Here is a 26,640-nt window from a genome sequence, read left to right as displayed (position 1 = left end):
GACGGGGTGTCGGGAGGTTCGAAACCGCTCATAGCCGGCGGGCATATTTCCCCGAAGGGTTTTGTATTAGCCGCCCTCCCGACGCAGGGTTCGCGTCGGCTTGCACCTGCGAACAGGTACAAAAAACCCACCGGTTTGTCGGAGGTGGGTACCGCTATGAGAGGGAGTTTCGACGCTCCTTGCAAACGAGTCTGCTACCGCAGCGAAGGGGAGTCAAGATAAGCGTGGATAAGTGAACCTGACCCCGATAGTTCTCTTTGACAAACGTATCCACATGGATACAATGGCCGCATGAACGCCATTCAGTAATGCGATGAATACCGTCCAACAGTCCGATGAATTCAAGGAATGGTTCAAAGGCCTGAGGGATCAGATCGCGAGGGCCAAGATTTTGGTGCGGATCAAACGTCTTGCCGATGGCAACATGGGTGACGCGAAGCACTTCGACGGTATCAGTGAGCTACGCATCGACTACGGTCCAGGCTACCGGATCTATGTCGCCAAGAAAGGAAACACGATGTATCTGTTGCTGTGCGGCGGCGACAAGTCGAGCCAGCAAAAGGACATCGCAAGAGCAAAGAAGATGCTGGCGGCAAGTTCCTCGCCAAGCTAGTTGCACCAAGTCAGGTAATACCCAGAAAGGAGTGTGTCATGTCCACCAAGTTCTCGGCGTTCGACGTTGCCGAGTATCTCGACAGTGACGAAGCCATTGCCGCATACCTCAACGAGGCCATTGAAGAAAACGATTCCAATCTGTTTCTGTCCGCACTTGCTGACATTGCACGTGCGCGGAGCATGAGCAAGGTGGCTGAGGATAGTGGCCTCGGTCGCGAAAGCCTCTACAAAGCGCTTCGCCCCGGCGCAAAGCCGGGCTTCGCCACCATAGCCAGGATCATGGGTGCCCTTGGGGTGCGTGTGGTCGCCAAGCCGATCAAGACCAAAGCCAAAACCAAGAACACCGTTGTCGTGAAGGCGGCCAGGGTTGCGCCCAAGGCCCGTCAAGCAAAGGCGCGTGCCAGCGCTTGAGAAACCGGAAAAAGGGGCCGGAAGCACTCAACAACCACCGGCTAAAGCCGGTGGGTTGGCATGGCGGACTGAAAGTCCGGATACGCGTCGCCTGAACGACGCGTCCTTACTCCGGCTCCATCTTGAAATCATCGTTCGGCCTCGGCTCAAAGTGATGCTCCAAGTACTGCTTGATCATCTCTTCCGTCATCTGCCCCACCGTGGCACAGAAGTAGCCTCGGGCCCAAAAATGTCTTCCCCAGTACCGCTTCTTCACATGAGGAAATTCCTCGAAGAGCTTGCTTGAAGTCCGTCCCTTGATCCGTCTCATGATCTCGCTCGGTGCCATGTTCGGCGGACAACTCACCAAGATGTGGATGTGATCCTTGCTCACCACCCCTTTCACAATCCTGATCTCGAACGCCTCGCACGTCTCACGGACTAAAGCCCTCACCCGCTCCGCAATGTCACCTACCAGCACTTTGTAGCGATACTTCGTCACCCATACAAAGTGATACTCGATCTCATACACCGTATGACTACCGTATCTGTATTCCATGGCCACCCCTCCTCGGTTGTAGCCATTGTCATAGCTAAAGCTGACCGGCTAAAGCCGGTGGTTTAAACCTTGCGGTGGAAAATTAATTGAAGTTGCCGCCAACCACTTTGATTCTCACGCGCCCTCAAAGCTCCAAACAATCAAACCTCCGATCCGCCGCCACCTCCGCCTCATAGTCCACATCCGCCCGATCAAACCCGAACAGCTGCAAAAACTCGTGCTTGTAGCCGGCGTAGTCGGTGATCTGCTTGAGGTTTTCGGTGGTGACTGTGGGCCACAGGGTCTTGCAGGGGATCTGCACGTCGTCGCGCAGTTCCCAGTCGTCCAGCCGCAGGCGGCCTTCGTCGTCGGTGGGCGCAGCTTTGCCATCAGCGCGATAGAGGCGGTCGTGGAACAGGCGGTTGGCCTGTTCGATCGGGTTTTCGTGGATGCCCTTCTCCTTCATGATCTTGAAGGCGATGGACACGTACAGCGGGATCACCGGGATGGCGGCGCTGGCCTGGGTGACGACGGACTTCATCACGCCGACGTAGGCGTCGAGGCCGGGGTGGCGGCTGCGCAGTTGCTTGGCGGTGTTGTCCAGGTGCTGCTTGGCTTGGCCCAGGGTGCCGTGCCAGTACATCGGCCAGGTGATCTCGGTGCCGATGTAGCTGTAGGCGACGGTCTTGGCGTGCTCGGCCAGTACGCCGGCGGCGCTCAGCGCGTCGATCCACAGCGCCCAGTCCTCGCCGCCCATCACGGTGACGGTGTCCTTGATTTCCTGTTCGGTGGCCGGCTCGATGGTGGCCTCGATCACGGTGTCCTTGTTGGTGTCGACCGAGGTGTTGTGGAACGGCTGGCCGATGGTCTTGAGTGCCGAGCGCACTACTTCGCCGGTGTCTGGCAGCTTGCGCACGGGTGAGGCGAGCGAATAGACCACCAGGTCGATCGGGCCGCCCATCTCGTTCTTGATGATCTCGATGGCCTTGGCGCGGGTTTCGTTGGCGAACGCGTCGCCGTTGATCGACTTGCTGTACAGGCCTGCGGCTTTGGCCGCCTTGTCGAACGCAGCGGAGTTGTACCAGCCGGCGGTGCCGGTCTTCTCGTGGCTGCTGGGCTTCTCGAAGAACACGCCGAGCGTGGCGGCGCCGTAGCCGAACGCGGCAGTGATGCGCGAGGCCAGGCCGTAGCCGGTGGAGGCGCCGATCACCAGCACGCGTTTGGGACCCTTCGCCTTGTCGTGGCCCGCGGCCTGGGTGACCTTGATCTGGTCGAGCACGTTGCGCTCGCAACCGACCGGGTGGGCGGTGATGCAGATGAATCCGCGGACTTTGGGCTTGATGATCACTCGGGTAGCTCCTGCTGCTGTTCGGCAATTCGCCATATTAACCAAGCTGGGGGGCCGTGCGCTGCCTTAGGGCAGCGACTCCGTTGAAAAGACATTCGAGGTTCCCCGTAAGGCACCTCAATTACCTGGCCGAAACCGCCCGTAGGAGCGCACCCTGTGCGCGAATGCCTTTATCACATGGCGAAGAGCATTCGCGCACAGGGTGCGCTCCTACGGGGCGGAACCCTGCAGTGCGGTCACCAGCGCGCGCACCTGCTCCACATCGCTGCCCAGCTCGCCGCCTTCCATCTCGCTCAGCAGCGGACGCCGATGGTGCATGCCCGAGGGCAGCTGGTGTTTGGCGGAGGCGTGGAATTCGTGCGCGCCGGTGGCGGCGGCCAGCGCAGCGATGTTCTGCGCGGTGACGCCGGCGCCAGGCATCACGACAAGGCGTCCTGCGGCTTGCACCACCAGCTCGCGGATCAGCGCCGCGCCATTCGGCGCGCTGGCTTGTGCGCCGGATGTCAGGATGCGTTCGCAGCCGAGCGCCACGATATCTTCCAGCGCTTGTGCAGGCTCGCGGCTGAGGTCGAACGCGCGATGGAAGGTGACGCCCATGCCGTCGGCCGCGGCGATCAGCGTGCAGCAACGCGCCACGTCCACGTCGCCGTCGGCATCGAGCGCGCCGATCACCACGCCGTCGCAGCCCAGTGCGGCGCAGACTTCGATGTCGCGCCGCATCGTCTCGCATTCCAGTTCGCTGTAGAGGAAGTCGCCCGCGCGCGGGCGTATCAGCACGTACAGCGGAATGTGCAGGCGTTCGCGGGCCAGCGCGATCTGCGCGCGCGAAGGCGTCAGCCCACCCAGCTCCAGCGCGGTGCAGAGTTCGACCCGCCCTGCTCCACCCTCCTGGGCGGCCAGCGCGGAGGCTACCGAGTTGGCGGCGATTTCCAGGATCATGAATAGTTTGTCGTGTAAACGCTTTGCGCGGGGATCAACGCATCCTGCTTGTTCGCATCGCACACGGCGTAGGAGAAGCCGCGCTGGATCGCGTACGCGCCGACCTCGCCGGCGCGGTTCATCGCCAGAAAACCGACCTGCAGCGTCTTCGATGCCTCCGGGCGGCGACGGATGATGCGCATCACCGCCTCCTTGCACGCCTCGTGCGGGGAGCGGCCCTGGCGCATCAGCTCGACCACCAGGAAGCTGCCGGCATTGCGTATCACTTCCTCGCCGACGCCGGTGGAGGTGGCGCCGCCGATCTCGCCGTCCACGTACAAGCCGGCGCCGATGATCGGGCTGTCGCCGACGCGGCCGTGCATCTTCCACGCCATGCCGCTGGTGGTGCAGGCGCCGGCCAGTTTGCCGTGCGCGTCGATCGCCAGCATGCCGATGGTGTCGTGGTTGTCCTTGCCGCCGGGCATGCCCATGCTTTTGTCAGGGGCGCGGCCGTAGTCGCGTACTTCGCTGTTGATGGTGGGCTTGTATTTCGCCGTCTTCAGCCACTCGTGCCAGGCCTTTTCGGATTCCGGCGTGAGCAGCTCCTCTTTCTTGAAGCCTTGCTCCAGCGCGAACTGCAAGGCGCCGTCGCCGACCAGAAGCACGTGCGGCGTGCGTTCCATCACCCGTCGCGCCACCGAGATCGGATGGGCGATGTGCTCGATCGCGGCGACCCCGCCGCAATTGCCGTCGGCATCCATGATGCTGGCGTCGAGGGTGACGTGACCATCGCGATCAGGATAGCCGGCCCTGCCCACGCTGTGATTCTTCAGGTCGGACTCCGGCACCCGCGCGCCGGTCTCGACCGCGTCCAGCGCATGGCCACCCTTGCCGAGGATCGCCCAGGCTGCCTGGTTCGCGGCGATGCCGAAGTCCCAGGTCGAGGCCACCCGCACGGGCGCCGCCGGCGGCGTACGAGATGCCGCACCGGCGGCCAGCTTGCCGCTTTGGTCTATCGGTCCGGCGGCCAGCTTGCCGCCCCAGGCCAGCATCGAAGCGGAAGCTCCCAGTACGGAGGCCTTGAGGAAACGTCTGCGATCAGTCATCACCTTTCTCCAGGTCACAAAGCAAAAAACCCCGCACAGGATGCGGGGTTTCGTTCTTGCTGTACAAGGTTGCCCGGTTGATCAGGCGGCTTCGACCGCCGAAGCCTGGGCGCCTTTCGGCCCCTGGGTGATATCGAACTTCACGCGCTGACCTTCCTGCAGGCTGCGGAAGCCCTTGCTGGTGATCGCCGAAAAATGGACGAAAACGTCCGCCCCTCCGTCCTCAGGCGAGATGAAACCGAAACCCTTGGCGTCGTTGAACCATTTGACCGTACCAAAACTCATTGCGCGAACCTCTGGATCCATGAAAGGGTGCGCCAGGCTCCGCGCTGAACCACCTACTCCCCCCGGTTCGCCGCCCTGGCTGGCGAAAAGTATCAATATGTGAAGGCCGAGCGCAATACGAGAGATGCCCGGGACACCCAAAGGCGGACGCCGTGCTCAGCTTTTCGGCACCTGAAGAGTGTCGAAACTCAGCCATGCTTCTGCCGTTCGCCCCCGGATCAAGTCCGGGGCAGGCTCTGAGCGTAGGCCGTAAGGCCGCACGCGGGGAGTGGCCATGGATGGCCACGGCTTTGAGGAGCGAGGAAGTCGAAGGGTACCAGCGAAGAAGCGCTTCGACTCCGCTCGCTGACGCGAGCTACGCTCAGCGCGAACGGGGCGGGTTTCAAGTTTCGACACTAATCCTGTTTCGGCATGGCGGCGAGGATGCGCGGCACCTCGGAGGTGGCCGCCGCCAGGTGCGCGAAGATTTCCTCGATGCTGATTTCCGCCTCGTCGCCGCAACCGGCGGCGAAGTTCGCGACCAGCGCCAGACACGCGTAGTCGAGCGTCAGCTCACGGGCCAGCGCGGCCTCGGGCATGCCGGTCATGCCGACCAGGTCGCAGCCGTCGCGCTTCATGCGGGCGATCTCGGCACGCGTTTCCAGCCGGGGTCCCTGCGTGGCGCCGTAGCACCCGCCGCCGATCACCGCGATGTCCGCCGCGCGCGCCGCCGCCAGCAACTGCAGGCGCAGCGACTCGGTATACGGCTCGCTGAAGTCGATGTGCTTCACCTCGGCGCCGTCGACATCGCAGTAGCTGGTGTAGCGGCCGTGGGTGTAGTCGATCAGCTGGTCGGGCACCACGATCACCCGCGGTCCCAGGTCGCCGCGAATGCCGCCCACCGCGTTGACGCCGATCACCCGGCGCGCGCCGAGACTGTGCAGCGCCCACAGGTTGGCGCGGTAGTTGACCCGGTGCGGCGGCAAGGCATGGCTCTCGCCGTGGCGGGCCAGAAACGCCACGCGCTTGTCGGCGAAATCGCCGATCACCACGTCGCCCGAGGCCGCGCCGTACGGTGTGTCCACGCGGTGGCGCGACGCGCTCTCCAGGCCGGGCAAGTTGTAAAGGCCGCTGCCGCCGATGACGGCCAGGTCTATGGTGGCGTGGTCAGGATGAGGCATCGCGATGATCCGTTTGCAGATGGTGGACAAAGACCAAAGTGGTGTCGTGAATTATCGAGGCCACGTGTAGGAGCGAACCCTGTGCGCGATGCTCTTGCTTCGTAGCGCGGGCGGTGGCCGCCCGAAGCCGGAGCGGACAGCATCGCGCACAGGGTGCGCTCCTATACGCCAGCCTTCAACGCATAGATACCCGGCAGATTGCGGCCCTGCTCGTAGTAGTCCATGCCGTAGCCGAACACGTAGCGATCCGGCAGCTCGACGCCGTTGAAATCGGAAGCGATGCCTTCGGCCAGGCGGTCGTGCTGCTTGGTGCACAGGCTGGCGATCAGCACCTTTTTCGCGCCGCGCGCATAGCAGTCCTCGCGCACCGCCTTCAGTGTGTAGCCTTCGTCGAGGATGTCGTCGACCAGCAGCACCACCCGGCCGGCCAGCGGCACCAGCGGCTCGCGCAACCAGTGCAGCTCGCTGCCGGAGGTGGCACCGCGGTAGCGCGTGGCATGCACGTAATCGAATTCCAGATCGGTGCGGATGGACAGCGCCAGCTGGCCGGCGAAGATCAGCGCGCCGTTCATCACGGTGAGGAAGACCGCCCGCTCACCATCCAGCGCGGCGTCGATGCGCCGGCCGATGTCGGCGATCACGGTGTCCAGCGTGCCGCGTTCGTACAGCAGATCGGCCTGCGCCAGCGCGTCGGCCAGTGAGGGTGTCGGAGTATTCATGCGGTTCCTTGGTCGGCGTGCAGCGCCGTGACGCGCGCGACGAAACGGTCACGCTGCGGATTATTCGTGAGGCTGTCCCAGCTCGCGCCCAGTGCGCCACGCAGGGCTGCCAGTGACGGCGGCATCGGCGACGCCTCGCCGTGCAGCGCGGCGATCGCCTCGTCCACGACCTCGGGGAAGCAGGCCAGCACCAGATCGCAACCGGCATCCAGATGCGCCCGCACACGCTCGCCCACGCTGCCGGCGGCACCGGCGGCGGCCATGCTGATGTCGTCGCTGATCACCGCGCCCGCGAAACCCAGCTCGCCGCGCAGGATCTGTCCTATCCACACCTTCGAATAGCCGGCCGGCTGGCTGTCCACCGCCGGATAGGTCACGTGCGCCATCATCACCGCCTCGACCCGCGCTTCGATGCACTCGGCGAACGGCAGCAAGTCGTCGCGGCGGATCTGGTCCAGGTCGCGCGGATCGATCGCCTGCGCCTTGTGCGTATCGGTGGCGACCGACCCGTGCCCCGGGAAATGCTTGAGCACCGCCGCCATGCCGCCCAGATGCATGCCGCGCACGTAAGCCTGGGCCAGCTCGGCGGTCACCGCCGGGTCGGCGTGGAACGCGCGCAAGCCGATCGCCGCATTGCCGCGGGCCAGGTCGACCACCGGCGCGAAACTGAAATCCACCCCACTGGCGCGCAGCTCGCTGGCCATCACCCAGGCGTGCTCTTCCGCCAGCCGCACCGCCTCGGTGGGGTCGCGCCCGTACACCGCGCCGATCGCCGCCAGCGGCGGCAGCCGGGTGAAGCCGTCGCGGAAGCGCTGCACCGGACCGCCTTCCTGATCCACCGCGATCAACAACCCGTCGCCGCCGGCTCCGCGGATCGCATCGCACAACGCGATCAGCTGCTCGCGCGATTGGTAGTTGCGCGCAAACAGCAGCACGCCGGCCACGCCCGGCGCGGTGAGCCAGCGCTTCTCGTGTTCGGCCAGTTCCAGCGCGGCCACGCCGATCATCAGCATGCGGCATCCTCGGTAGCGCGCTCGGCCGGCGACCACTGCCGGTAAGGATGCGCGATCAGGTTGACGTTGTAGTAGCGCGTCAGCGCGCTCACCTCGCGGCCCAGCCATGCCGGCCGCGGGAACGGCGCATCGACCGCCGGCAATTCGATCTCGGCGACGATCAGCCCGTGGTTGTCGCCCTCGAACTCGTCGACCTCGAACAGCATGCCGTCGACCCGCACATGATGGCGCACTTTCTCCAGCACGCCATCGCACAGGCTGGCCAGCAAGGCCCTGGCATCGACTACGGGTATCGGGTACTCGAACTCGGCGCGCGCGATGCCCGGCGTGGCCGCCTTGATATTCAGCCACGCCCGCTCGCCGGCGAGGCGGGCGCGTACCGAGGCCCGTGCATGGCCCTCGCGCAGCGCCTGCGCACCGACCAGGTAGCCCTGCGCGATGGGCTCGCTGCGCTCCACGGCGGTGCGCCAGGCATCGCTGGCCAACAGGAATTTTCGTTCGATCTCGATGGGCATAAAAGTCAGGAGTGAGTGGAGAGGCGTGAGGAGTGGGAGAGAGCAAAAACAAGAGTGTCAGGCATGCAGTGCCTCGCCCGAATCGACATGGCAACGGCGTGAAGGATCATGCACTGGCTTTCTCTCACTTCTCACTCCTCTTCACTCGCTCCTCGCTCTTCAGCGTTCGAACAGCGCGATCGACTCGACGTGCGCGGTATGCGGAAACATGTCCATCACGCCGGCCGACTTCAGCTTGAAGCCATGCTGGTTGACCAGGATGCCGGCATCGCGCGCCAGCGAGGCCGGATGGCAGGAGACGTAGACGATGCGGTGCGTCTGCTTGTGCGGCAGATACTCCAGCACCTTGTCGGCGCCGGCGCGTGGCGGGTCGAGCAGCAGCTTGTCCCACGGCTGGCGTGCCCAGTCCGCGGCGCGCTGATCCTCGAACAGGTTCGCCACGTGGAAGCGTGCGTTCTCGATGCCGTTGCGCGCGGCGTTCTGCGCGGCGCGTTCGACCAGGCCGTGCTCGCCTTCCACGCCCACCACGTCGGCGACCCGGCGGGCGATCGGCAAGGTGAAGTTGCCCAGGCCGCAGAACAGGTCAAGCACGCGGTCGGTCGGCTGCGGATCGAGCAGCTCCAGCGTGCGCGCCATCATCCGCTGGTTCATGTCGGCGTTGACCTGCACGAAGTCCAGCGGCTGGAACTCCAGCTCGACGTCCGCGACGGCCGCGTCGCCACTGGCGATGCGGAACGCCAGCCGCGGGTTCTCCGGCCACAGCGGATGCACGCTGCTGTTGCCGCCCGGCTGCAGGTAGATCGCCAGCCCATGCTGCTGGCCAAACGCGGTCAGCGCCGCCAGGTCGCGCTCGCTCAACGGCTGCATGTGGCGGAATACCAGCGCCATCAGCTCATCGCCGGCGGCGAATTCGATCTGCGGGATGGTGTCGACCGCGTCCATCCCGCTGAGCAGGTCGGCGAGCAGGCCGACCTTGGGGCCTAGCGCCGGATGCATCACCTCGCACTGCTGGATCTCGGCGACGAAGCGCGGGTTCTGCTCTTCGCGAAAACCCACCAGCACGCGGCCCTTCTTCATCACGTTGCGCACCGACAGGCGGCCCTTGCGCCGGTAACCCCACGGCTCGCCGGTGAGCGGCGGCAGCCACAGCTGCGGGCTGACCTTGCCGATGCGTTCGAAGTTTTCCGACAGCACGCGCTGCTTGGCCGCGATCTGCGATTCGGCATCCAGATGCTGCAGCGAGCAGCCGCTGCAATGCGCAAAATGCCGGCAGCGCGGCTCGACCCGATGCGGCGACGGCACGATCACCTCGACCACGTCGGCCTCATCGAAATGGCGATGGCGCTTGCGCAGCCGGGCCAGCACCTGTTCGCCCAGCAGCCCGCCACTGACGAACACCGTCTTGCCGTCGATGCGGGCCACGCCACGGCCGTCATGGCTGAGGTCGGTGATGTGGGCTTCGAACGGGGTCGACGGAACGGAGTTGGATCGGGACATGAGGCTAGTAAGGATAAGGCCGCTACGGCTGGCCCGCGATTATCCCAGATCGGCCCGGATGGCGCCCGACGCCATCCATGCCTGCATGGCGCCCCGCACGAACGACTGTAGGAGCCCGCTCGCGGGCGATGCTTTTTTTGGTCGATGCGGAAAAGCATCGCCCGCGAGCGGGCTCCTACATGGGAACGGCGTGTGGACCGGGGTGCGCGACGGGAGCCTTATTTCTTCTGCCAGGCATCCACGACGTTCTGGTGGTACCAGCCGGCGCGGCCTTTCTCGATCCAGCCCTTGGCGAAGAGTTGGATCGGGACATGAGGCTGGTAGGGATAAGGCCGCTAGGGCTGGCCGGCGACTATCCCAGATCGCCCGGATGGCACCCGACATCATCCAGGTTGCATGGAGCCCCGCACGAACGACTGTAGGAGCCCGCTCGCGGGCGATGCTTTTTTGGTCGATGCGGAAAAGCATCGCCCGCGAGCGGGCTCCTACATGGGAACGGCGTGTGGACCGGGGTGCGCGACGGGAGCCTTATTTCTTCTGCCAGGCATCCACGGCGTTCTGGTGGTACCAGCCGGCGCGGCCTTTCTCGATCCAGCCCTTGGCGAAGAGTTGGATCGGGACATGAGGCTGGTAGGGATAAGGCCGCTAGGGCTGGCCGGCGATTATCCCAGATCGCCCGGATGGCACCCGACATCATCCAGGCTGCATGGAGCCCCGCACGAACGACTGTAGGAGCCCGCTCGCGGGCGATGCTTTTTTGGTCGATGCGGAAAAGCATCGCCCGCCAGCGGGCTCCTACCCAAGACGCGGTGCGCGACCGCGAGCTTATTTCTTCTGCCAGGTGCCGGCGGCGTTCTGGTAGTACCAGCCGGCGCGGGCTTTCTCGATCCAGCTCTTGGCGAAGGTGACGCGGATCTGTGGTGCCCACTCGGGGTGGTTGTTGGCGTTGGCGATTTCGGCGTACAGCGCGGTGCGGTCGCGGTTTTCGTCGGCCACCGTGGCATTGGCCTGTGCGCGCTGGCTCAAGGGGACCTTGGCGGCATCGCGCATGGCGACCATGCCGTCATTGGTGAAGCCGACCGCACCGCTGTCCAGCAGATCGCCCAGCGCGCCCTGGAAACGGTCGTGCATGCGTCCGCGAATCGCCTCGGTGGCGGGGGTCTGGATACGGATGTTCGGCGTGTCGGCAGCGTAGGCGGCCGGAATCAGCAGGTCGAGCAGCGACGCCGAGGGCGGATGGGCGTCGCTCTTCGCCGCCGGCTTCTGCTCTTTCGGTGGCGGCGTGGTGACGGGAACCGCCGTGTCCAGCACATTGCCGATGAATTGATCGGCGGCTTTCTGCGCGGCCGCCTCGGGGAAATACACGTTGATGGTGACGCAGCCGACCAACGCCACGGCCAGCGAGGTCAGGATGACGTAGACGAGCTTGCGCATGACAGACTCCAGCGGTTTGGAATACGAAAAGAGCACGGGTCAGCGAATTTCCGCAGCGGAGCCATTGATGGCTTCGCGCAGCCGCCGCACCAGGGTCGGCCAGTCGACCTGGGTCTGGTGACCGATCACTTGCAAATGCGGCAAGCCACTGCCTTCGACGATAGTGTAGCCGTCGCCGGTCGACTGCAGACCGCTCATCTGGCAGACCGTGCCCTGCAAGGTGCAGTTGAGGCCGATCTGTTTGTAGCCGAAGGTCTTGAACAGTTTCAGCATGGCGCCTTGCAGGCCGGCGGCGATCCCGCCGCCGCCGACCGCGGTGAGGTTGTTCACCGCGCGCTGGCTGATCCGCCCGCCGCTGCCGGCAAGCAGGCTCGCCTTGAACGCGGCCGGACTCCAGTCGACCAGCCGCAGGCCCTCGATCGAGCCGTCCATCCGTCCGGTGATGCCGCCGAAATCGAACACGCTGGTGATCGCCGCCAGGTCCAGCTGTTTCATGGTGATGTCGCCATTCAATACCGGATTCGGCCCGAACGGCTGCTGCAGCGAAAGCCGGGTGAAGTCGACGAAGCCGCCGAACAGGCTGGCCGACAGTCCGCCCTGCAATTCGAAGCAGTCGTCGACCCAGCGCAGCGAGGGAATCGCGCCGCCCAGCGTGCCGGGGAACGCCGGCCAGCCCATCGCCTGGCTGAAGGCCGTCATGTCCACTCCGGTCAGCACCGCCGAGGTCGACAGTCGCTGCCCTTTCGCCGCCGCCGGACGCCAGTCCAGATCGCCGATGCGCAGCCGCCCCTTCAACACCGGCACTTCCAGCGGTTGCTGCAGACTGAGCGTGCCGGCGTGGCTGCGCCACTGCGACTGCGCAGCCCCGTTGAGGACCCGATAAAACTGCATGCTGCGCCAGGCCAGCGTGGTCGCCGGCCGTTCGCCCTGGCTCGCCCAGTCCAGCCCGCCGCGCAGGTTGTCGACCGCCAGTCGCCCATCGGCGTCGGCCAGGTCCAGGCCGTCGGTCGTGAACGCGAAGTTGCGCAGACCATCGGCGCGCAAATCGATACTGCCGTTGAGCTGACCCACGATACGCATGCCGCGCAGACCCAGGGTGGCCAGCCAGGCCTGGCCGTAGCGCTGGTAAGCCGCCGGGAAACTCGCGTGCAGGCGGTCGAGCTTCAGCATTTTCAGCTCGCCCTTCGCGCCGAAGGCCAGCGCGCCATCGAGCTGCAGCGCATCGGCATCATTGACCCGCAGGCGGCTCAATTCGATCGCGCCGTTCTGCGCATCGGCATGCAGGCCAAGCTGCACCGGATGATCCGGCAGCTTGGCGTAGAGCGGGCCCAGCAACAGCTCGCCGCCATGCAGGCTGGCATCCAGATCGATCCGGGCCGGCCCACCGGTGCTGTCGAGGCTGAACTGGCCCGTGCCGTTCAGCCCCTGCCCGGCCAGGGTCCCGGTCGGGGTATCGAAACCCGCGCCGTTGAGCGAGAACTCGCCGGAAGATTGCAGGCCCGTATCGCGCAGATCCAGCGCCAGCTCGGCATCCATCCGGCCGCTGGTGGGACGGCCGGACCAGACCGTGCCGAGCAGCCCCTGCAGCCAGCCGGCGGGAAGATGGTCCAGATGGATCTGCGCGTGGGTGGTCTGATCCAGCGGCAACGCGGCAGTCGCGTGCGTCTTGCCCTGCAGGATGTCGATCAGCAAGGTATTGGCCGCCGGGCTGAGCTGGATGTTCACGTGGGCATCGCTCAGCGCCCCGCCTGGCGCACCGGCCAGGCGTACCGTGCCGTCCAGCGTCCAGTTCAGGCGTTCATCCCGCTTCAGATCGCCATCCAGGCTCAGGCCCAGCCGCCGCCAGCCCATCGCCGCCACGTCGGCCTGGCCGACATGCAATTGCAGCTGAAGACCGCCGGTGGCGTCCTCGCCGAGCCGGGCGGTCACCGTCTGCAAATGCACGCCGGGCAGGTTGATCGACTTCGCCGTCAGCAGCACGTCCGCCCGCGCCGGCGGCGCCAAGGCGAGCCCCAGCAGGAGGCCGCAACAGAGCAAAAGATGGCTTGATGTCGGACGCATGTCGCGCCATTCTGCCAAATTAAGCTGAACGACACGGATTTCGTCATGACCAGCCCGCTCGCCGAGCCCGATTTCGCCCCCGCCGAAGCCACACGTCCGCGCGTTTTGGTGGCCGACGACGACCCTGGCAGCTGCCGTTTCCTGTGCGACGGGCTGCGCTCGCTGGGTGCCCGGGTGGAAACCTGCATGGACGGCATGGCGGCGTGGGAGCGCGCCCGCACTGAGGTTTTCGACCTGTTGCTGCTGGACTGCCGCATGCCGGGTGCCGGCGCCTTGCGGATTCTCGGCTTGCTGCGCGACGACGCACTGGCACGGTCGACGGACAGCGTCGCGGTGGCGACCACCGCCGAACTGGACCCGGTCGACCGGCAGCCGCTGCTCGCGGCCGGCTTCAGCGAGATTCTGATCAAGCCCTGCGGACTGACCGACCTGCGACGCGTGCTGGCGCTGGTGCAGCCGGAGCAGCTCGATGCCCGGGTGCTCGACAACCGTGCCGCGCTGACCGCCTCCGGCGACGCCACCACCATGCAGGCGCTGCGACTGCTGCTGCGCGAGGAGCTGGCCCTGCTCCATCAGGAACTGGACTCGCTGAGCCAGGACCATGCCGGCTTCGGGGAACGGCTGCACCGGCTGCGCTCATCCTGCGGCTTCTGCGGCGCCGCCGCGCTGTCGTCGCAGACCATTCTGCTGCAGCAACAGCTGTCGCAGCACCGCGCAACCCCGGCCGCGCTGGCAGGATTTCGCAAAGCATTGCTGGCGACGCTGCGGGCGCTCGATCGCTGAGGATGGCCTGATTCAGGCCTGGGGAACGAAGTCCGCTGCGGCCCGGAGAAAGGTGCACACCGGCCTTGGCTTGTCCTGTGGGAGCGACTTCAGTCGCGATGGCGTATCGGTGCGCTGCGCCGCCCGGTTGTGCATCGAGCTGCTGCAACGCTGCGATGCTGCAGGCCACTGCCGCGGCCATCGCCACTGAAGTCGCTCCCACAGGCGAACGGGCATCTCGGCGACGAGCAGAAGCTTGTTCAGAAGTTCCCTAACGGTTCATCGGTTGCCGCGAAACCGCCATCGCCAGCACCCGCCAGGCGCGCAATTCGCCACCGCCCAGGTGGAAACGGATGACTTCGCGCATCATGTCGCGCAGCGCCTTAAGGCCGGCGTTGTCGGGCATGGCGTCCTGCTCCAGCGCCAGCAGGTCGCTACCGCGCAGGGCGTGCGCGCTGCCGGGAGCACAACGCACGGCACCTTGCTCGACCGCATAGCGATAAGGCGCCTCGGGCACCAGGACTTCGCCGGTGGCCGAGTCGTGCTGCAGCTGCAGGCCGTAGCCGATCGCCTCCAGCAGGTCGCGCTCGAAACGGCGCAGGCTCCACGCCAGCGATTCGCCGGCGGCCAGCCGCGCCAGCGTCTGCGCATAAGCGTCGAACAGCAGCGGGAACGGGTCCTGCCGCTCGGTCAGGCGCACTACCAGTTCGTTGAGATACAGACCGGCCAGACCGGCATCGCCAGGCAGGCGCAGAGGGGTCCCCACCGCTTCGATCGCGGTCAGCGTAGCCATCTCGCCGCGCAACAGCAGATCCATCGCCAGCGGCTGGAACGGTTCCAGCTGAGCCCGGCGCAGGCGCGCGCGTTCGCCACGCACGCCCCGGGCCACCACCCCGAGCCGGCCATGGTCGCGGGTCAGGCATTCCAGCAACAGCGACGTCTCGCGGTAAGGCCGCGCATGCAGGACGTAGGCAGGTTGCTGTTCGATGCGCATGGGGTTTGTGCCGGAAATGGGGAATCGAGAATCGGGAATCGGAAAAGCGCAGCTCAGCTCTGACGATTCCCCATTCCCCGCTCCCGATTCCCGGCTCTAATCGGTATACCCGAATTTCTTCAGCATGTTCTCGTCGTCGACCCAGCCCTCGCGCACCTTCACCCAGAGCTTGAGGAACACCTTGCGCTCGAACATGCGTTCCATGTGGCGCCGCGCGCTGGTACCGATAGCCTTGAGCTGGGCGCCTCCATTGCCGATCACGATCGCCTTCTGGCCGTCGCGCTCGACCCAGATGATGGCGTGGATTTCGGCGATGCCGTCGGGCCGGTCGTTGAATTGCTCGATCTCCACCGTGGTCGCGTACGGCAGCTCCTGATCGAGCCGCAGCATCAGCTGCTCGCGCACCATTTCGGCGGCGAGGAAGCGCTCGCTGCGATCGGTGACCTCGTCCTCGCCGTACACCGGCGGCTGCACCGGCAGGCGCTTCAGGATGGCGTGTTCGAGTTCCTTCAGTCCCTGCTCCTTCAGCGCGCTGACGTAATGGATCTCGTCGTAGCTGTGCTTGGCCACCAGGTCGGCCACGAACGGCAGCATCACCGTCTTGTCCTTGTTCAGATCGACCTTGTTGATCACCAGCAGGCGCGGCGACGACTGCTCGACCAGCGCGGCGTACAGCGCTTCGTCCTCGTCGGTGAAACGGCCGGCTTCGATCACCTGCACCACCAGGTCGACATCGCTGATCGCCGAACGCGCGGCACGGTTGAGGCTGCGGTTCATCGCCCGCTTGGCGCCACGGTGCAGGCCGGGCGTGTCGACATACATGATCTGCCCGGCCTCGGTGGTATTGATGCCGAGAATGCGATGGCGCGTGGTCTGCGGCCGCGGGCTGATGATCGACAGGCGGTATCCGATCAGCGCATTGAGCAGGGTGGACTTGCCCACGTTGGGACGGCCGGCCAGTGCGACCGTGCCGCAGCGGAAATTCTCATGCGGCAAGGTGCCGGCGGCTGGATCCAGTTCGTGGTTCATGACGTGATGTGCTCGACAAGTCGGATGGCAAGTGTAGTGCTTCGCCGCGAGCGGCATGCTGGCGACGGGCTCGCACGCGCCGCAGCGGACGGCGGCGCGCGGCGCGGCGGATGAAGGCGGGGCATCGGGATCCGCGACGGCGATCCGGATCAGGGTTTGCGCGGCTGCTCCAGCAACCGGTTCAGCACGATCTCGGCCGCGTCCTGCTCGGCGGCGCGGCGGCTGCCGCCGCGAGCCTCGGCCGCCAGCGGCAGCGGCTCGCCGATCGTGCAGCTCACATCGAACGTCTTGGCATGATCGTCGCCGTGGCTGGCGGTCAGCTCGTACTGCGGCAGCGGCCAGCCGCCGGCCTGCAGATACTCCTGCAGCCGCGTCTTGGCATCCTTGGAGGAGCGCCGCAACGCCGCGATGCGCTCGCCGAACAACTCGCGCACGGCATCGCGGCAGGCATCGAAACCGCCATCCAGATACACCGCGGCGACCAGCGCCTCGAACGCGTCGGCCAGGATCGAATCGCGCCGGAAGCCGCCGGTCTTCAACTCGCCGGGACCGAGTTTCAACTCGTCGCCCAGTTCGAGCTCGCGCGCGATCACGGCCAGCGCCTGGCCGTTGACCAGCTGCGCGCGCAGCCGCGACAGTTCGCCTTCGTTGGACTTGGGATGAACTTCGAACAGCAACTCGGCGATGATCGCGCCCAGCAGCGCGTCGCCCAGAAATTCCAGACGCTCGTTGTTCGGTTTGCCGATGCTGCGGTGGGTGAGCGCCAGCTGCGCCAGCGCCGGATCACGAAAACGATAATTGAGCTTCAAAAGCTACTGACCCACATTGCCCTGCAACGGCACGCTCTTGTTGAAGTGCAGCAGGAAGTCGATGTTGTACATGAACGGAATGTCCTTGTCGTAGGACACCTGCAGCTGGCTGGCACCGCCGGCATCGCGCTTGATGGTGATGTCGGCGGGCTTGATGGTGGCGTCGTCGACGTACTGGAAGCCCATCTTGAACATCAGGCCACGGCGGATGTCATCCAGCGTCTTGCCGTTGGTGCCTTCGGTGGCGACCTGGTTCATCGCCTTGACCACGCCCATGTATTCGGAATACGACGGCAGCAACTTCATCGCCATGTAGCCGAGAAAGCCCACGATGGCCATGATGATCAGAAACCCGATCAGGGTGACGCCCGACTGCTTCGATTTCATAGTCCCCTCGCCATGCCGCATGGTGCGGCGTACCCGTTGTCTGTGGATGCCCAGGAGCCTGTCGGACTTTGGTTGGCCGGGCTGCGAATCCGTCTGTGCGGTCCATATTTCCGCCGCTTCTTGGCCCATAGAACCACTATGTGCCGGCGAAGCGTCGAAAATCTGTCCTCGCATAGCCAAATTCTCGCCTCGACCACCAAAGTACGACAGGCTCCTAGCCGATCGTTCGCACGATTCGCCGGTCGTGGCGATTATGCCAGCGAATTCTCCCGCTGTTGACGACCGGGCGCGCGGGACGTTTCGATCCCGTCACGCTTTGATCCATCGATGGTTCAATGGATGACCGTGCCTATCCGCGAGAAATCCACGCCACCGGTACCCCAACCCTTCCAGCTCATCCAGATCAGGAATGCCTTGCCGGCCAGGTTCTGTTCCGGCATGCAGCCCCACCAGCGGCTGTCGAGGCTGTCGTTGCGGTTGTCGCCCATCACGAGATAGCAGCCTGCCGGTACCTTGGAGGGCACCCGGTCGTTCGGAATCGAGTTGGGCGTGGTGTAGGCCGGCATCTGCGCCGTGGTGTGGTTGACCACGGTGCCGTCCTCGCGATGGAGGTGTTCGACCCAGACCGTGGCCCCCATGTTCAGCATGACCTCGTCCACTGTGCGCTGCGGATTGCCCTGATACGGGCCGACCTCGTCCGCTTTGACGGGCTCGCCGTTGATCAGCAGGTCGGCGCCATGCACCTCGATGCGGTCGCCGGGCAGGCCGATCACCCGCTTGATCCAGTTCTGCTGCTGTACCGGCGCATGCGGGTCGCTGCAGCTCATGTCGCCGCTGCGCACCAGCGCGCTGCCGTCGTGGCACAGATAGCCAGGAAAGCGGAACACCACCACGTCGCCGCGCTTGGGCTCGCCCAGATCGACGAACTTGTTGTTGAACGCCGGCAGGCGCAAGCCATAGGCGAACTTGTTGACCAGGATGAAATCGCCCACGTCCAGCGTCGGCATCATCGAACCGGAGGGAATCCGGAAGGGCTCGGCCACGAACGAGCGCAGCAGCAACACCACCAGCACCACCGGAAACAGCGAACGGGCCCAGTCCACCGGCATCGGATCGCGATACTCGGCCCGCGCCGCGTCGAGGCGTGCCTTGCGCTTCTTGTACAGGAACAGGCGATCCAGACCCCACACCACGCCGAACAGCACGGTGAGGCCAAGCAGAATCGCCGAAAAATCAAATTCCATGCCTTAACTCCAGGTTGCCGGGCAGATCATCGCTGATCTTGCTTATTAAAGTCAGGCTTATTAAGTCGGGCTTATTAAGTCGGGCTTGTTAAAATCAGGCTTATTCAGACCAGGATTATTTATCCACTCTCAGTACGGCGAGGAAGGCTTCCTGCGGAATCTCCACCCGACCGACCTGCTTCATGCGTTTCTTGCCTTCTTTCTGCTTCTCGAGCAACTTCTTCTTGCGGCTGACGTCGCCGCCATAGCATTTGGCCAGCACATTCTTGCGCAGCGCTTTCACGGTGGAACGCGCAATGATCTGCGCGCCGATCGCCGCCTGGATCGCCACGTCGAACTGCTGGCGCGGGATCAGGTCCTTCATCCGGTCGACCAGTTCGCGGCCGCGCCGCTCGGCGTGCGTGCGGTGCATGATCAGGCTGAGCGCATCGACCCGATCGCCATTGATCAGCACGTCGGTGCGCACGAACGGACCCGCCTCGAAACGATCGAAGTGGTAGTCCATCGAAGCATAACCGCGCGAGACGGATTTGAGCCGGTCGAAGAAATCCATCACCACTTCGGCCAGCGGCATCTCGTAGCTGATCTGCACCTGGGTCGCCAGATACTGGATCGAACGCTGCACGCCGCGCTTCTCCTCGCACAAGGTGATCACGTTGCCGATGTAGTCCGGCGGCGTGAGGATGTTGGCGATGATGATCGGTTCGCGGATCTCCTGCACCTGCGGCGACGACGGCAGCTTGGCCGGGTTGTCCAGCATCATCGTCGAGCCGTCGCTTTTCAGGATTTCATAGACCACGGTCGGCGCGGTGGTGATCAGGTTCAGATCGTATTCGCGCTCCAGCCGCTCCTGCACGATCTCCATGTGCAGCATGCCGAGAAAACCGCAGCGGAAGCCGAAGCCCATTGCCTCGGAGGATTCGGGCTCGAAGAACAGCGCGGCATCGTTCAGGCGCAGCTTGTCCAGCGCCTCGCGCATCGCCGGATAATCATCCGAGGACACCGGGAACAGGCCGGCGAACACGCGCGGCTGCATGGTCTGGAAACCGGGCAAAGCCTTGTCGGCAGGCTTGCCCGCATGGGTCAACGTATCGCCGACCGGGGCGCCATGTACATCCTTGATCGAGGCGTTGATCCAGCCCACCTCGCCGGCGCCGAGCTTGTCCAGCTTCTTGCGCTTGGGCGTGAATACGCCGACGTCTCCGACTTCATGGGTCCGCCCGGTGGACATCACCAGCAGCTTGTCGCCCGGCTTGATCTCGCCCTGCATGATGCGCACCAGCGATACCACGCCTAGATAATTGTCGAACCAGGAGTCGATGATCAGCGCCTGCAGCCGGTCGGTATCGCGCGGCTTCGGCGGCGGGATGCGGGCCACGATCGCCTCCAGCACCTCGACCACGTTCTGACCGGTCTTGGCACTGATCGGCACCGCGTCGGTGGCGTCGACGCCGATCACCGCCTCGATCTCGAGTTTGACTTTCTCGACATCGGCGGTAGGCAGGTCGATCTTGTTGATCACCGGCACCACTTCCAGTCCCTGCTCCACCGCGGTATAGCAGTTCGCCACCGACTGCGCCTCGACGCCTTGCGCCGCGTCCACTACCAGCAACGCGCCTTCGCAGGCGGCCAGCGAGCGGCTGACCTCGTAGGAAAAGTCGACGTGTCCGGGGGTATCGATGAAATTGAGCTGGTAGGTCTTGCCGTTGCGCGCGGTGTACGGCAGCGACACCGACTGCGCCTTGATGGTGATACCGCGCTCGCGCTCGATCGGGTTGGTATCCAGCACCTGCGCTTCCATCTCGCGATCGGCCAGGCCGCCACAAAGCTGGATGATGCGATCGGCCAGCGTGGATTTGCCGTGATCGATATGGGCAATGATGGAGAAGTTGCGGATCAATTCCATGGAGCGCTGGCGGCCTGTCGGGCTTGGGTTTCACTGCCGCGCACCATGCGCAGCAACACATCGCCCGGGAGCGATGCTAACCCGGCATTATCGCATGGAACCCGCCCCTGCCACCGCATCGCACGGACGCGGCGCGGCGGCCATCCGACGACGGGCGTGGATGGCTGCCGTGCCGCCGCTCTCGTGCCGACGGCGGTCGATTACTTGTTTTCCGGTATCGTCAGGCCGATAAAGCTGCTCTGGTCGCCACGACGCACCAGCAGCAACACCGTGCTGCCTGGCTTCACTTCCCTGGTCGCCGCCTGAAACTCGGCCACACTGCCGATCTTCTGCTGATTGACCATCAGGATCACGTCGCCGGCCTGCAGACCAGCCTGCGCCGCCACCGGGCCGGCGATGTCGCCGATCACCACGCCCTGCCCCGGCTTCAGCCCCAGCTGCTTGCGGGTGTCGTCGTCCAGAGGCTGCACGGTCAGCCCAAGGGCCGCCGAACCGTGTCGGCTCGATGGCCGCATGGCGCCCTGGTTGTTCACCGCATTCTGGTCGCGCGAAGCCTCCTGGATGGTGACCTCGAGCGTCTGTTTCTTGCCGTCGCGCAGGATCACCACCGGAACCTTGCTGCCCGGCTTGGTCATGCCAACCAGCGGGGGCAGGTCCGCCGCCTGCTGCAATAGCTGACCGTTATAGGACAGGATGATGTCGCCGGCCTGGATGCCCGCCTTGGCCGCACCGCTGCCGGGTGTGACGTCGACCACCGCCGCGCCTGCCCCGTTGTCGAGCTTGAACGCCTTGACGATGTCGTCGCTGACCGGCTGCATCGTCACACCGAGCTGGCCGCGCGAGACGTAGCCCTTGCTCTTGATCTGCTGCACCGCGTTCATCGCCACGTCGATCGGGATCGAGAACGACACGCCCATGTAATCGCCGGTGTTGGAGTAGATCTGCGAATTGACGCCGACCACCCGTCCCTGCAGGTCGAACAGCGGACCGCCGGAATTGCCGCGGTTGATCGGCACGTCGGTCTGGATGAACGAGGTATACGGCTGGTCCTGCTGACCGAGGTTGCGCCCCACCGCGCTGACTATGCCTTGCGTCACGGTGTAATCGAAACCGAACGGTGAGCCGATCGCCAGCACCCACTGACCGGGCTTCAGGCTGCGCGAATCACCCAGGCTCACCGTCGGCAGGCTGCCGCCGGCGTCGACCTTGAGCACGGCGATGTCGTAGGTGGGATCGGTGCCGATCACCTTGGCCGTCAAGGTGCGTCGATCCTGCAGACGCACGGTAACCGTGTCCGCATGATCGACCACATGGTTGTTGGTCAGGATGTAGCCGTCGCTGGAGATGATGAAGCCCGAGCCCAGCGAGGTGTGCTTCTGTTCCTCCGGCGACGGCATCATCGGCATGCCGAAGAAACGCCGGAACATCTCGGCCTGCGGATCGTCGGGCATGCCTTGCCCGGGCATGTTGCCGCGGGTGCTGAGGTTCGCACCCTGCTTTTCGCCGCTGTACTTGGCCTCGACATGCACCACCGCGGGTGCATTTTTCTGCACGATACCGGTGAAATCCGGCAACGCCGCCGCGGTCGTCGTCTGCGCCTGCACCGCGCCGACGCTGGCAAGACCCAGCAATGCGCAACACGTCAGGCTGCGCAAGATGGAATGTTTCATGACTCCTCCTTGGTTGACTTCAATCGGGAAGATTTCGGGCTGTTTGGATGACTTCAGCGGTTGCGCGCGTGCTGGACCCGCGCGCGCGGCTGCCGTAGCGACAGTCGGGGCAACGAGCATGGGTGGTGAGCGAGTGCGGGCAATCACACGCGAGCTCGCCTTGTTCCTTACTGCACGACGGCCTGACGCAAAGCGCCCGATCCAGACTGCTGTCCAGCCTGTTGCTCGGGGTCGAGCAACAGAAGATAACTGCCGTCCTTGTTGTCCAGCGTGCGATAGCGAGGCATCGAAGGATAGGCCGTCAGACGACGCGCGTACGCCGACTGGTTCTGACCGAACGGCGCACCCAGCGTGGCCGAAGCCTGCTGGCTGAGCAGTCCAGCGGAATTGCCGCTCAGCCACGGCGGCACGGCAGCGGGGGCGGTCGGCATGCTGCTGATCGAAGGCGCAGCGGCGATCGTGTTGGTCTGCTGCTTGGTCGATGCCGTCAGGCGCTCGGCGTCGCCGGTCGGCTGACCGATCATCAAGGCAGCGGCAGCCACGCTGGCGGCGATCGCGCCACCGGTCGACCAGCGCAACCAATGGCTGCGCCTGGATATCGCCGCAACCGGCGCCGATTCCCGCTCGATCGCCTGCATCACCCGCGCCGCGAACCCGGCCGATGCCAGCGGCGGCAACTGCCGGCGCAGACTGTCACGGGCGATGTGGTAGCGAGCCCAGCTGCGTTGCAGCGATGGGTCGTGATCGAGCCGACGCAGCAGGAAGCGCAACTGTTCCTTCGACAACTCGCCATCGATGCCGGCGGAAAGGCTCTCCGAGGCATCTGGATTCAAATCTGCGGGATTCATGCCTGCCTGGTTCATGTCTGATCCTCAGCGGTCCGACAACAGGGGCCGCAGCTTTTCGTCAATCGCTTCACGTGCCCTGAAGATGCGCGAACGCACCGTACCGATCGGGCAGCCCATCGCTTCGGCGATTTCGTCGTAGCTGAGGCCATCCACTTCGCGCAGTGTAATGGCTGTCCGCAGCTCTTCGGGCAAGGCTTGGACAGTGGAAAATACGGATTGTTCAATTTCCTGGCGCATCAGTTCGCGCTCTGGTGTGGCGCTGTCGTGCATGCGCTCGGCGCCGGTCATGAACTCGGCGTCATCGGCGTCGATGTCGCCGGCCGGTGGACGCCGGCCCATCGCCACCAGGTGGTTCTTGGCGGTGTTCACCGCAATCTTGTACAGCCAGGTGTAGAAGGCGCTGTCACCGCGAAACGAGCCGATCGCCCGCCATGCGCGGATGAACGATTCCTGTGCGATGTCCTCGCACTCGGCATGGCTTCTTACATAGCGCGACACCAGCCCGATCACCTTGTGCTGATATTTGCGCACCAGCAGGTCGAAGGCCCGCTTGTCTCCCTGCTGGACACGCTCGACCAACGCGCGATCCAGTTCGTTTTCGCCCGTCCGGGCCGTATCCGTCGTCAATGCCGTCATCCGCTGCGGAGCTTGTTTTGAACTGAACGCGGCGCTCAGACCACAGTCGGGCGCCCGAGTTCAGCATGCGTGGGTATAGCCTCCACCATAACGCACCGCCTGTTGGCTGGTTGTCATGTGCGGCCAGGCGGGCCCCCCGAATCCATCACGGACTCATGCCCGCTGTTATGGGGACACTGTCCGCCGGCTCAAGCCGGCTCGGCCACGCGTCCTTCAAGCAGGCGCTGCCGTTCGGCCAGCAACTTGTCGAAGCTGATCGGCTGCAGCGGCCGGCAGAACAGGTAACCCTGCAGTTCGTCGCAGCCATGAGTGCGCAGGAACTCCATGTGCTGTTCGATCTCCACGCCTTCGGCCACCACCGCACGCTTCAGCCGATGGGCCATTTCGATGGTGGCGCGCACGATCGCTTCGTCGTCGGGATCGACGCCTATATTGCGCACAAAGCTCTGGTCGATCTTGATCCGGTCGGCCGGCAGGCGGCGCAGGTAATCCAGCGACGCCGCACCAGTGCCGAAATCGTCGATGGCGATATGGCAGCCCAGTTTGTGCATCGCGTGCAGGTTCTCCACCAGATTCGGGGCAGCCTTGATGCTGATGCTCTCGGTGACCTCCATCTCGAGCAAGGTGGGATCCAGGCCGGTTTCGCGCAGCACCTTGGCGACGGTATCCAGCAGTTGCGGTTCCATCAGCTGTACCGCGGACAGGTTCACGCCCAGGCGCAGCCGCAATCCGTAGCGCTGCTCCCATTCCTTCGCCTGGCGGCAGGCGGTACGCATCACCCATTCGCCGATCGACACGATCAGGCCGGTTTCCTCCGCCAGCGGGATGAACACCGCGGGGCTGATCATGCCCAGCTCGGGATGCTCCCAGCGCACCAGCGCCTCCATCCCGACGATGTCCTCGGTCTCGGTGTTGACCTGCGGCTGGTAGACCACGCGCAGTTCACCGTTGCCCTCGGCATGGCGCAGGCGGCTCTTCAATGCCATGCCGTGTTCCTGCGCGTATTCCGGGCTCACTTCGTAGATCTGGAAGTTGTTGCGCCCCAGATGCTTGGCCGCATACATCGCCTCGTCGGCATGCTTGAGCAGCGTCTGCGCGTCGCCGGCATCGTCGGGGAAGAAGCTCAAACCCATCGATGCGGTCACCTGCAGTTCGGTGCCGTCCTCGAGATACAGCGGCGTCTCCATCACCTGCACGATTTTCTCGGCCACGCGCAACACGTCGTCGTTCTTCACGATATGCCGCAACACGATGGTGAATTCGTCGCCGGCATAGCGCGCCACGGTGTCGGAGGCGCGAATGCTGCCGCAAAGGCGCTCGGTGACTGTCCGCAGCACCTGATCGCCGGCAGCATGGCCGTAGGTGTCGTTGACCGCCTTGAAGCGGTCCAGATCGACGAACAATACGGCGAAGCACTCGCCGTTGCGGATCGCCTCGCGGATGATCGTTTCCAGCCGGTCGTTGAACAACAGCCGGTTCGGCAAACCGGTCAACGCATCGACCAGGCCTTCGGCACGGCCCTGCTCGCGCGTGCGCCCCAGCTCCAGCACTTGCGCGAAACGGGCCGCGGCACAGCGCAATACCGGCTCGATGATGCCCATCTCGCCGAAGCCCTTGCGGCTGCCCGCCAGCATCGCGCCAAGCACGGTGTGGCGCTCGTCGTACAGCGGCAAACCGGCAAAGCCGGCCAGGTCGAGATGCTGCAGCAAGGGGTCGACCGGTGCCAGCCGCTTCGCATCGGACCGATACAGAATCGGCTTGCCACCCAGCACCAGTTGCAGCGAGCTCTGCAGTTGCGCCGGCGGCCATACCGGGTCGTCACCGTTCCACAGCTGCAGGGTCTGGATCGGTCCATCGGCGCCGTCCTGGCGCGCCGACCAGACGGCGAGATAGTCCAGCCCCAGTTCGTCGAAGAGCAGGCGACCGGCGGCGACCTGCGCGTCGACGCCACTGGTCGAGGCAAACATCCGCGACAACAGCGACAAGGCGGCCTCGGCACGCAGGTCGGCGCGATCGCTGCGGAACATCAGCGCCAGCGCATCGCGTCCGGCATGCCGTATGCGCCGCACGCTGGCCTGGCCGGTATCGGCCCCTTGCGAGGACTTGCGCTGGCAGGGATACCAGCTGCGATCGGCTTCGGCCAGCACCTGCGCGATCGGAATGCCCTCGAAGCGCAACACGCCGGTCAGCGGCTGCCCTTCCCACTGACTGGCATGCAGGCGGCTATGCCTGGCCAGCGTCGGGCTGACTTCGAGCAGGTGATGGGTCTGCGCATCGGCGATCAGCCACTCGCTGTCGCCTTCCTCGAAGACGTAGCGGTAATCCTCGGGTGCGCCGCCGGCCCCCTTGGCCGCCGTCTGGCGCGGGCCGGAATCGCTGCTTTGCGAGCGTCGCCAGCGCGCCACGAGTTCGTTGTCGATACGCGCGGCCGAGAGCCAGTCCGCGATCCCCGCCGGCAGATCGGCCGAGCTGATCGAGGCCTCCTCGGCCAGTACGGCAATCAGTGGCGTATCGGCTCCGCCTGGCAGGCGCCGCAACTGCTCGCAGCTGCTACGGGCCCGCTGCTCGTCGCCGGACAGCACCATCACCATCAGTTGCAGCGGCGGGATCGGCGGACGCCCCTCCAGCAGGATCGCCGCATGGGCCACGTCGCGCGCACTGTAGATCTGCGGATAACCCGCCTGATCGAGCGCATCGAACAGGCTGCGGCGCAATTCGCGCTGTGCAGCAATCACCAGGATGCCGGAATTCATATG

25 protein-coding genes are annotated in these 26,640 nt (G+C 64.9%); 3 read left to right on the top strand and 22 right to left on the bottom strand.

The window, feature by feature from the left end; all coding sequences use genetic code 11:
• Nucleotides 1-313: 313 nt before the first annotated feature.
• The gene (locus ACFPPB_RS03575) at nucleotides 314-613 is read left to right on the top strand and encodes a type II toxin-antitoxin system RelE/ParE family toxin (RefSeq protein WP_377324445.1); all 300 of its coding nucleotides are present in this window, start codon (nucleotides 314-316) and stop codon (nucleotides 611-613) included.
• A 38-nt stretch (nucleotides 614-651) separates the two neighbouring features.
• On the top strand, nucleotides 652-1,026 hold the full coding sequence (locus tag ACFPPB_RS03570; protein ID WP_377324443.1) for an addiction module antidote protein: 375 nt from the start codon (nucleotides 652-654) through the stop codon (nucleotides 1,024-1,026).
• Between the two features lie 106 nt (nucleotides 1,027-1,132).
• Here the strand turns inward: ACFPPB_RS03570 and tnpA are convergent, their stop codons facing one another.
• The 12 genes from tnpA to ACFPPB_RS03510 form a co-directional block, all read right to left on the bottom strand.
• Nucleotides 1,133-1,564: an IS200/IS605 family transposase gene (gene tnpA / locus ACFPPB_RS03565; RefSeq protein WP_377324441.1), complete on the bottom strand. Its 432-nt coding sequence runs from the start codon at nucleotides 1,562-1,564 to the stop codon at nucleotides 1,133-1,135.
• Nucleotides 1,565-1,688: 124 nt separating this feature from the next.
• Nucleotides 1,689-2,891 (bottom strand): enoyl-ACP reductase FabV, encoded by a 1,203-nt coding sequence (gene fabV, locus ACFPPB_RS03560; protein WP_377324439.1) that lies wholly within the window; start codon nucleotides 2,889-2,891, stop codon nucleotides 1,689-1,691.
• Nucleotides 2,892-3,101: 210 nt separating this feature from the next.
• On the bottom strand, nucleotides 3,102-3,830 hold the full coding sequence (locus ACFPPB_RS03555; protein ID WP_377324437.1) for a copper homeostasis protein CutC: 729 nt from the start codon (nucleotides 3,828-3,830) through the stop codon (nucleotides 3,102-3,104).
• Nucleotides 3,827-4,915, bottom strand: coding sequence for a glycosylasparaginase (locus ACFPPB_RS03550; RefSeq protein WP_377324435.1), 1,089 nt, complete (start codon nucleotides 4,913-4,915; stop codon nucleotides 3,827-3,829). The genes ACFPPB_RS03555 and ACFPPB_RS03550 overlap by 4 nt, the downstream gene beginning before the upstream one ends.
• Nucleotides 4,916-4,996: 81 nt before the next feature.
• The gene (locus ACFPPB_RS03545) at nucleotides 4,997-5,200 is read right to left on the bottom strand and encodes a cold-shock protein (RefSeq protein ID WP_072756936.1); all 204 of its coding nucleotides are present in this window, start codon (nucleotides 5,198-5,200) and stop codon (nucleotides 4,997-4,999) included.
• A 395-nt stretch (nucleotides 5,201-5,595) separates the two neighbouring features.
• Nucleotides 5,596-6,360, bottom strand: a complete 765-nt coding sequence (locus tag ACFPPB_RS03540; RefSeq protein ID WP_377324433.1) for an S-methyl-5'-thioinosine phosphorylase — start codon at nucleotides 6,358-6,360, stop codon at nucleotides 5,596-5,598.
• 161 nt (nucleotides 6,361-6,521) lie between these two features.
• Nucleotides 6,522-7,079 (bottom strand): hypoxanthine-guanine phosphoribosyltransferase, encoded by a 558-nt coding sequence (locus tag ACFPPB_RS03535; protein WP_377324431.1) that lies wholly within the window; start codon nucleotides 7,077-7,079, stop codon nucleotides 6,522-6,524.
• A complete protein-coding gene (gene nagZ, locus ACFPPB_RS03530; RefSeq protein WP_377324430.1) occupies nucleotides 7,076-8,092 on the bottom strand; it encodes a beta-N-acetylhexosaminidase in 1,017 nt (338 codons plus the stop codon). Before nagZ ends, ACFPPB_RS03535 begins: the two co-directional genes overlap by 4 nt.
• The gene (locus tag ACFPPB_RS03525; protein WP_377324428.1) at nucleotides 8,086-8,607 is read right to left on the bottom strand and encodes a CYTH domain-containing protein; all 522 of its coding nucleotides are present in this window, start codon (nucleotides 8,605-8,607) and stop codon (nucleotides 8,086-8,088) included. The genes nagZ and ACFPPB_RS03525 overlap by 7 nt, the downstream gene beginning before the upstream one ends.
• Nucleotides 8,608-8,766: 159 nt before the next feature.
• A complete protein-coding gene (gene rlmD, locus ACFPPB_RS03520; RefSeq protein WP_377324426.1) occupies nucleotides 8,767-10,104 on the bottom strand; it encodes a 23S rRNA (uracil(1939)-C(5))-methyltransferase RlmD in 1,338 nt (445 codons plus the stop codon).
• An 825-nt stretch (nucleotides 10,105-10,929) separates the two neighbouring features.
• On the bottom strand, nucleotides 10,930-11,538 hold the full coding sequence (locus tag ACFPPB_RS03515; RefSeq protein WP_377324424.1) for a YdbL family probable chaperone protein: 609 nt from the start codon (nucleotides 11,536-11,538) through the stop codon (nucleotides 10,930-10,932).
• 39 nt (nucleotides 11,539-11,577) lie between these two features.
• Complete coding sequence (locus ACFPPB_RS03510; RefSeq protein WP_377324422.1) at nucleotides 11,578-13,599, bottom strand: translocation/assembly module TamB domain-containing protein; 2,022 nt, start codon at nucleotides 13,597-13,599, stop codon at nucleotides 11,578-11,580.
• Between the two features lie 45 nt (nucleotides 13,600-13,644).
• Between ACFPPB_RS03510 and ACFPPB_RS03505 the strand changes: the two genes are divergently transcribed.
• Nucleotides 13,645-14,382, top strand: coding sequence for a response regulator (locus ACFPPB_RS03505; protein ID WP_377324420.1), 738 nt, complete (start codon nucleotides 13,645-13,647; stop codon nucleotides 14,380-14,382).
• Nucleotides 14,383-14,632: 250 nt separating this feature from the next.
• Here the strand turns inward: ACFPPB_RS03505 and recO are convergent, their stop codons facing one another.
• The 10 genes from recO to ACFPPB_RS03455 all read right to left on the bottom strand — a co-directional run bounded on the left by recO (nucleotide 14,633) and on the right by ACFPPB_RS03455 (nucleotide 26,637).
• Nucleotides 14,633-15,355, bottom strand: a complete 723-nt coding sequence (gene recO, locus ACFPPB_RS03500) for a DNA repair protein RecO (protein ID WP_377324418.1) — start codon at nucleotides 15,353-15,355, stop codon at nucleotides 14,633-14,635.
• A 96-nt stretch (nucleotides 15,356-15,451) separates the two neighbouring features.
• A complete protein-coding gene (gene era / locus ACFPPB_RS03495; protein ID WP_377324416.1) occupies nucleotides 15,452-16,384 on the bottom strand; it encodes a GTPase Era in 933 nt (310 codons plus the stop codon).
• Between the two features lie 149 nt (nucleotides 16,385-16,533).
• Complete coding sequence (gene rnc, locus ACFPPB_RS03490) at nucleotides 16,534-17,193, bottom strand: ribonuclease III (RefSeq protein WP_377324414.1); 660 nt, start codon at nucleotides 17,191-17,193, stop codon at nucleotides 16,534-16,536.
• 3 nt (nucleotides 17,194-17,196) lie between these two features.
• On the bottom strand, nucleotides 17,197-17,580 hold the full coding sequence (locus ACFPPB_RS03485) for a DUF4845 domain-containing protein (RefSeq protein ID WP_377324412.1): 384 nt from the start codon (nucleotides 17,578-17,580) through the stop codon (nucleotides 17,197-17,199).
• A gap of 332 nt (nucleotides 17,581-17,912) precedes the next feature.
• Entirely contained in the window at nucleotides 17,913-18,824 is a 912-nt protein-coding gene (gene lepB / locus ACFPPB_RS03480; RefSeq protein ID WP_377324410.1) for a signal peptidase I, read from the bottom strand.
• A 115-nt stretch (nucleotides 18,825-18,939) separates the two neighbouring features.
• Nucleotides 18,940-20,730: a translation elongation factor 4 gene (gene lepA / locus ACFPPB_RS03475; protein WP_377324408.1), complete on the bottom strand. Its 1,791-nt coding sequence runs from the start codon at nucleotides 20,728-20,730 to the stop codon at nucleotides 18,940-18,942.
• A gap of 200 nt (nucleotides 20,731-20,930) precedes the next feature.
• A complete protein-coding gene (locus tag ACFPPB_RS03470) occupies nucleotides 20,931-22,400 on the bottom strand; it encodes a DegQ family serine endoprotease (RefSeq protein WP_377324406.1) in 1,470 nt (489 codons plus the stop codon).
• A 167-nt stretch (nucleotides 22,401-22,567) separates the two neighbouring features.
• Nucleotides 22,568-23,248 carry a sigma-E factor negative regulatory protein gene (locus tag ACFPPB_RS03465; protein WP_377324404.1) on the bottom strand — a complete coding sequence of 227 codons (681 nt, stop codon included), beginning with the start codon at nucleotides 23,246-23,248 and terminating at the stop codon, nucleotides 22,568-22,570.
• Nucleotides 23,249-23,272: 24 nt separating this feature from the next.
• The gene (rpoE, locus tag ACFPPB_RS03460) at nucleotides 23,273-23,884 is read right to left on the bottom strand and encodes an RNA polymerase sigma factor RpoE (RefSeq protein WP_377324402.1); all 612 of its coding nucleotides are present in this window, start codon (nucleotides 23,882-23,884) and stop codon (nucleotides 23,273-23,275) included.
• A gap of 188 nt (nucleotides 23,885-24,072) precedes the next feature.
• On the bottom strand, nucleotides 24,073-26,637 hold the full coding sequence (locus tag ACFPPB_RS03455; RefSeq protein WP_377324399.1) for a GGDEF/EAL domain-containing response regulator: 2,565 nt from the start codon (nucleotides 26,635-26,637) through the stop codon (nucleotides 24,073-24,075).
• Nucleotides 26,638-26,640 lie beyond the last annotated feature (3 nt).

The sequence above is a fragment of the Rhodanobacter terrae genome, assembly GCF_042657005.1.
Classification (GTDB): domain Bacteria; phylum Pseudomonadota; class Gammaproteobacteria; order Xanthomonadales; family Rhodanobacteraceae; genus Rhodanobacter; species Rhodanobacter terrae.
The sequence above is the reverse complement of the archived record's forward strand: the minus strand, read 5'-3'. Positions and strand labels throughout refer to the sequence as shown.

Bases quoted from the DNA above. Each gene is read 5' to 3' on its own strand.
- ACFPPB_RS03575 (WP_377324445.1), top strand. From the start codon at position 314: ATGAATACCGTCCAACAGTCCGATGAATTCAAGGAATGGTTCAAAGGC.
- ACFPPB_RS03570 (WP_377324443.1), top strand. From the start codon at position 652: ATGTCCACCAAGTTCTCGGCGTTCGACGTTGCCGAGTATCTCGACAGT.
- tnpA (WP_377324441.1), bottom strand. From the start codon at position 1,564: ATGGAATACAGATACGGTAGTCATACGGTGTATGAGATCGAGTATCAC.
- ACFPPB_RS03555 (WP_377324437.1), bottom strand. From the start codon at position 3,830: ATGATCCTGGAAATCGCCGCCAACTCGGTAGCCTCCGCGCTGGCCGCC.
- ACFPPB_RS03550 (WP_377324435.1), bottom strand. From the start codon at position 4,915: ATGACTGATCGCAGACGTTTCCTCAAGGCCTCCGTACTGGGAGCTTCC.
- ACFPPB_RS03545 (WP_072756936.1), bottom strand. From the start codon at position 5,200: ATGAGTTTTGGTACGGTCAAATGGTTCAACGACGCCAAGGGTTTCGGT.
- ACFPPB_RS03540 (WP_377324433.1), bottom strand. From the start codon at position 6,360: ATGCCTCATCCTGACCACGCCACCATAGACCTGGCCGTCATCGGCGGC.
- ACFPPB_RS03535 (WP_377324431.1), bottom strand. From the start codon at position 7,079: ATGAATACTCCGACACCCTCACTGGCCGACGCGCTGGCGCAGGCCGAT.
- nagZ (WP_377324430.1), bottom strand. From the start codon at position 8,092: ATGCTGATGATCGGCGTGGCCGCGCTGGAACTGGCCGAACACGAGAAG.
- ACFPPB_RS03525 (WP_377324428.1), bottom strand. From the start codon at position 8,607: ATGCCCATCGAGATCGAACGAAAATTCCTGTTGGCCAGCGATGCCTGG.
- rlmD (WP_377324426.1), bottom strand. From the start codon at position 10,104: ATGTCCCGATCCAACTCCGTTCCGTCGACCCCGTTCGAAGCCCACATC.
- ACFPPB_RS03515 (WP_377324424.1), bottom strand. From the start codon at position 11,538: ATGCGCAAGCTCGTCTACGTCATCCTGACCTCGCTGGCCGTGGCGTTG.
- ACFPPB_RS03510 (WP_377324422.1), bottom strand. From the start codon at position 13,599: ATGCGTCCGACATCAAGCCATCTTTTGCTCTGTTGCGGCCTCCTGCTG.
- ACFPPB_RS03505 (WP_377324420.1), top strand. From the start codon at position 13,645: ATGACCAGCCCGCTCGCCGAGCCCGATTTCGCCCCCGCCGAAGCCACA.
- recO (WP_377324418.1), bottom strand. From the start codon at position 15,355: ATGCGCATCGAACAGCAACCTGCCTACGTCCTGCATGCGCGGCCTTAC.
- era (WP_377324416.1), bottom strand. From the start codon at position 16,384: ATGAACCACGAACTGGATCCAGCCGCCGGCACCTTGCCGCATGAGAAT.
- ACFPPB_RS03485 (WP_377324412.1), bottom strand. From the start codon at position 17,580: ATGAAATCGAAGCAGTCGGGCGTCACCCTGATCGGGTTTCTGATCATC.
- lepB (WP_377324410.1), bottom strand. From the start codon at position 18,824: ATGGAATTTGATTTTTCGGCGATTCTGCTTGGCCTCACCGTGCTGTTC.
- lepA (WP_377324408.1), bottom strand. From the start codon at position 20,730: ATGGAATTGATCCGCAACTTCTCCATCATTGCCCATATCGATCACGGC.
- ACFPPB_RS03470 (WP_377324406.1), bottom strand. From the start codon at position 22,400: ATGAAACATTCCATCTTGCGCAGCCTGACGTGTTGCGCATTGCTGGGT.
- ACFPPB_RS03465 (WP_377324404.1), bottom strand. From the start codon at position 23,248: ATGAATCCCGCAGATTTGAATCCAGATGCCTCGGAGAGCCTTTCCGCC.
- rpoE (WP_377324402.1), bottom strand. From the start codon at position 23,884: ATGACGGCATTGACGACGGATACGGCCCGGACGGGCGAAAACGAACTG.
- ACFPPB_RS03455 (WP_377324399.1), bottom strand. From the start codon at position 26,637: ATGAATTCCGGCATCCTGGTGATTGCTGCACAGCGCGAATTGCGCCGC.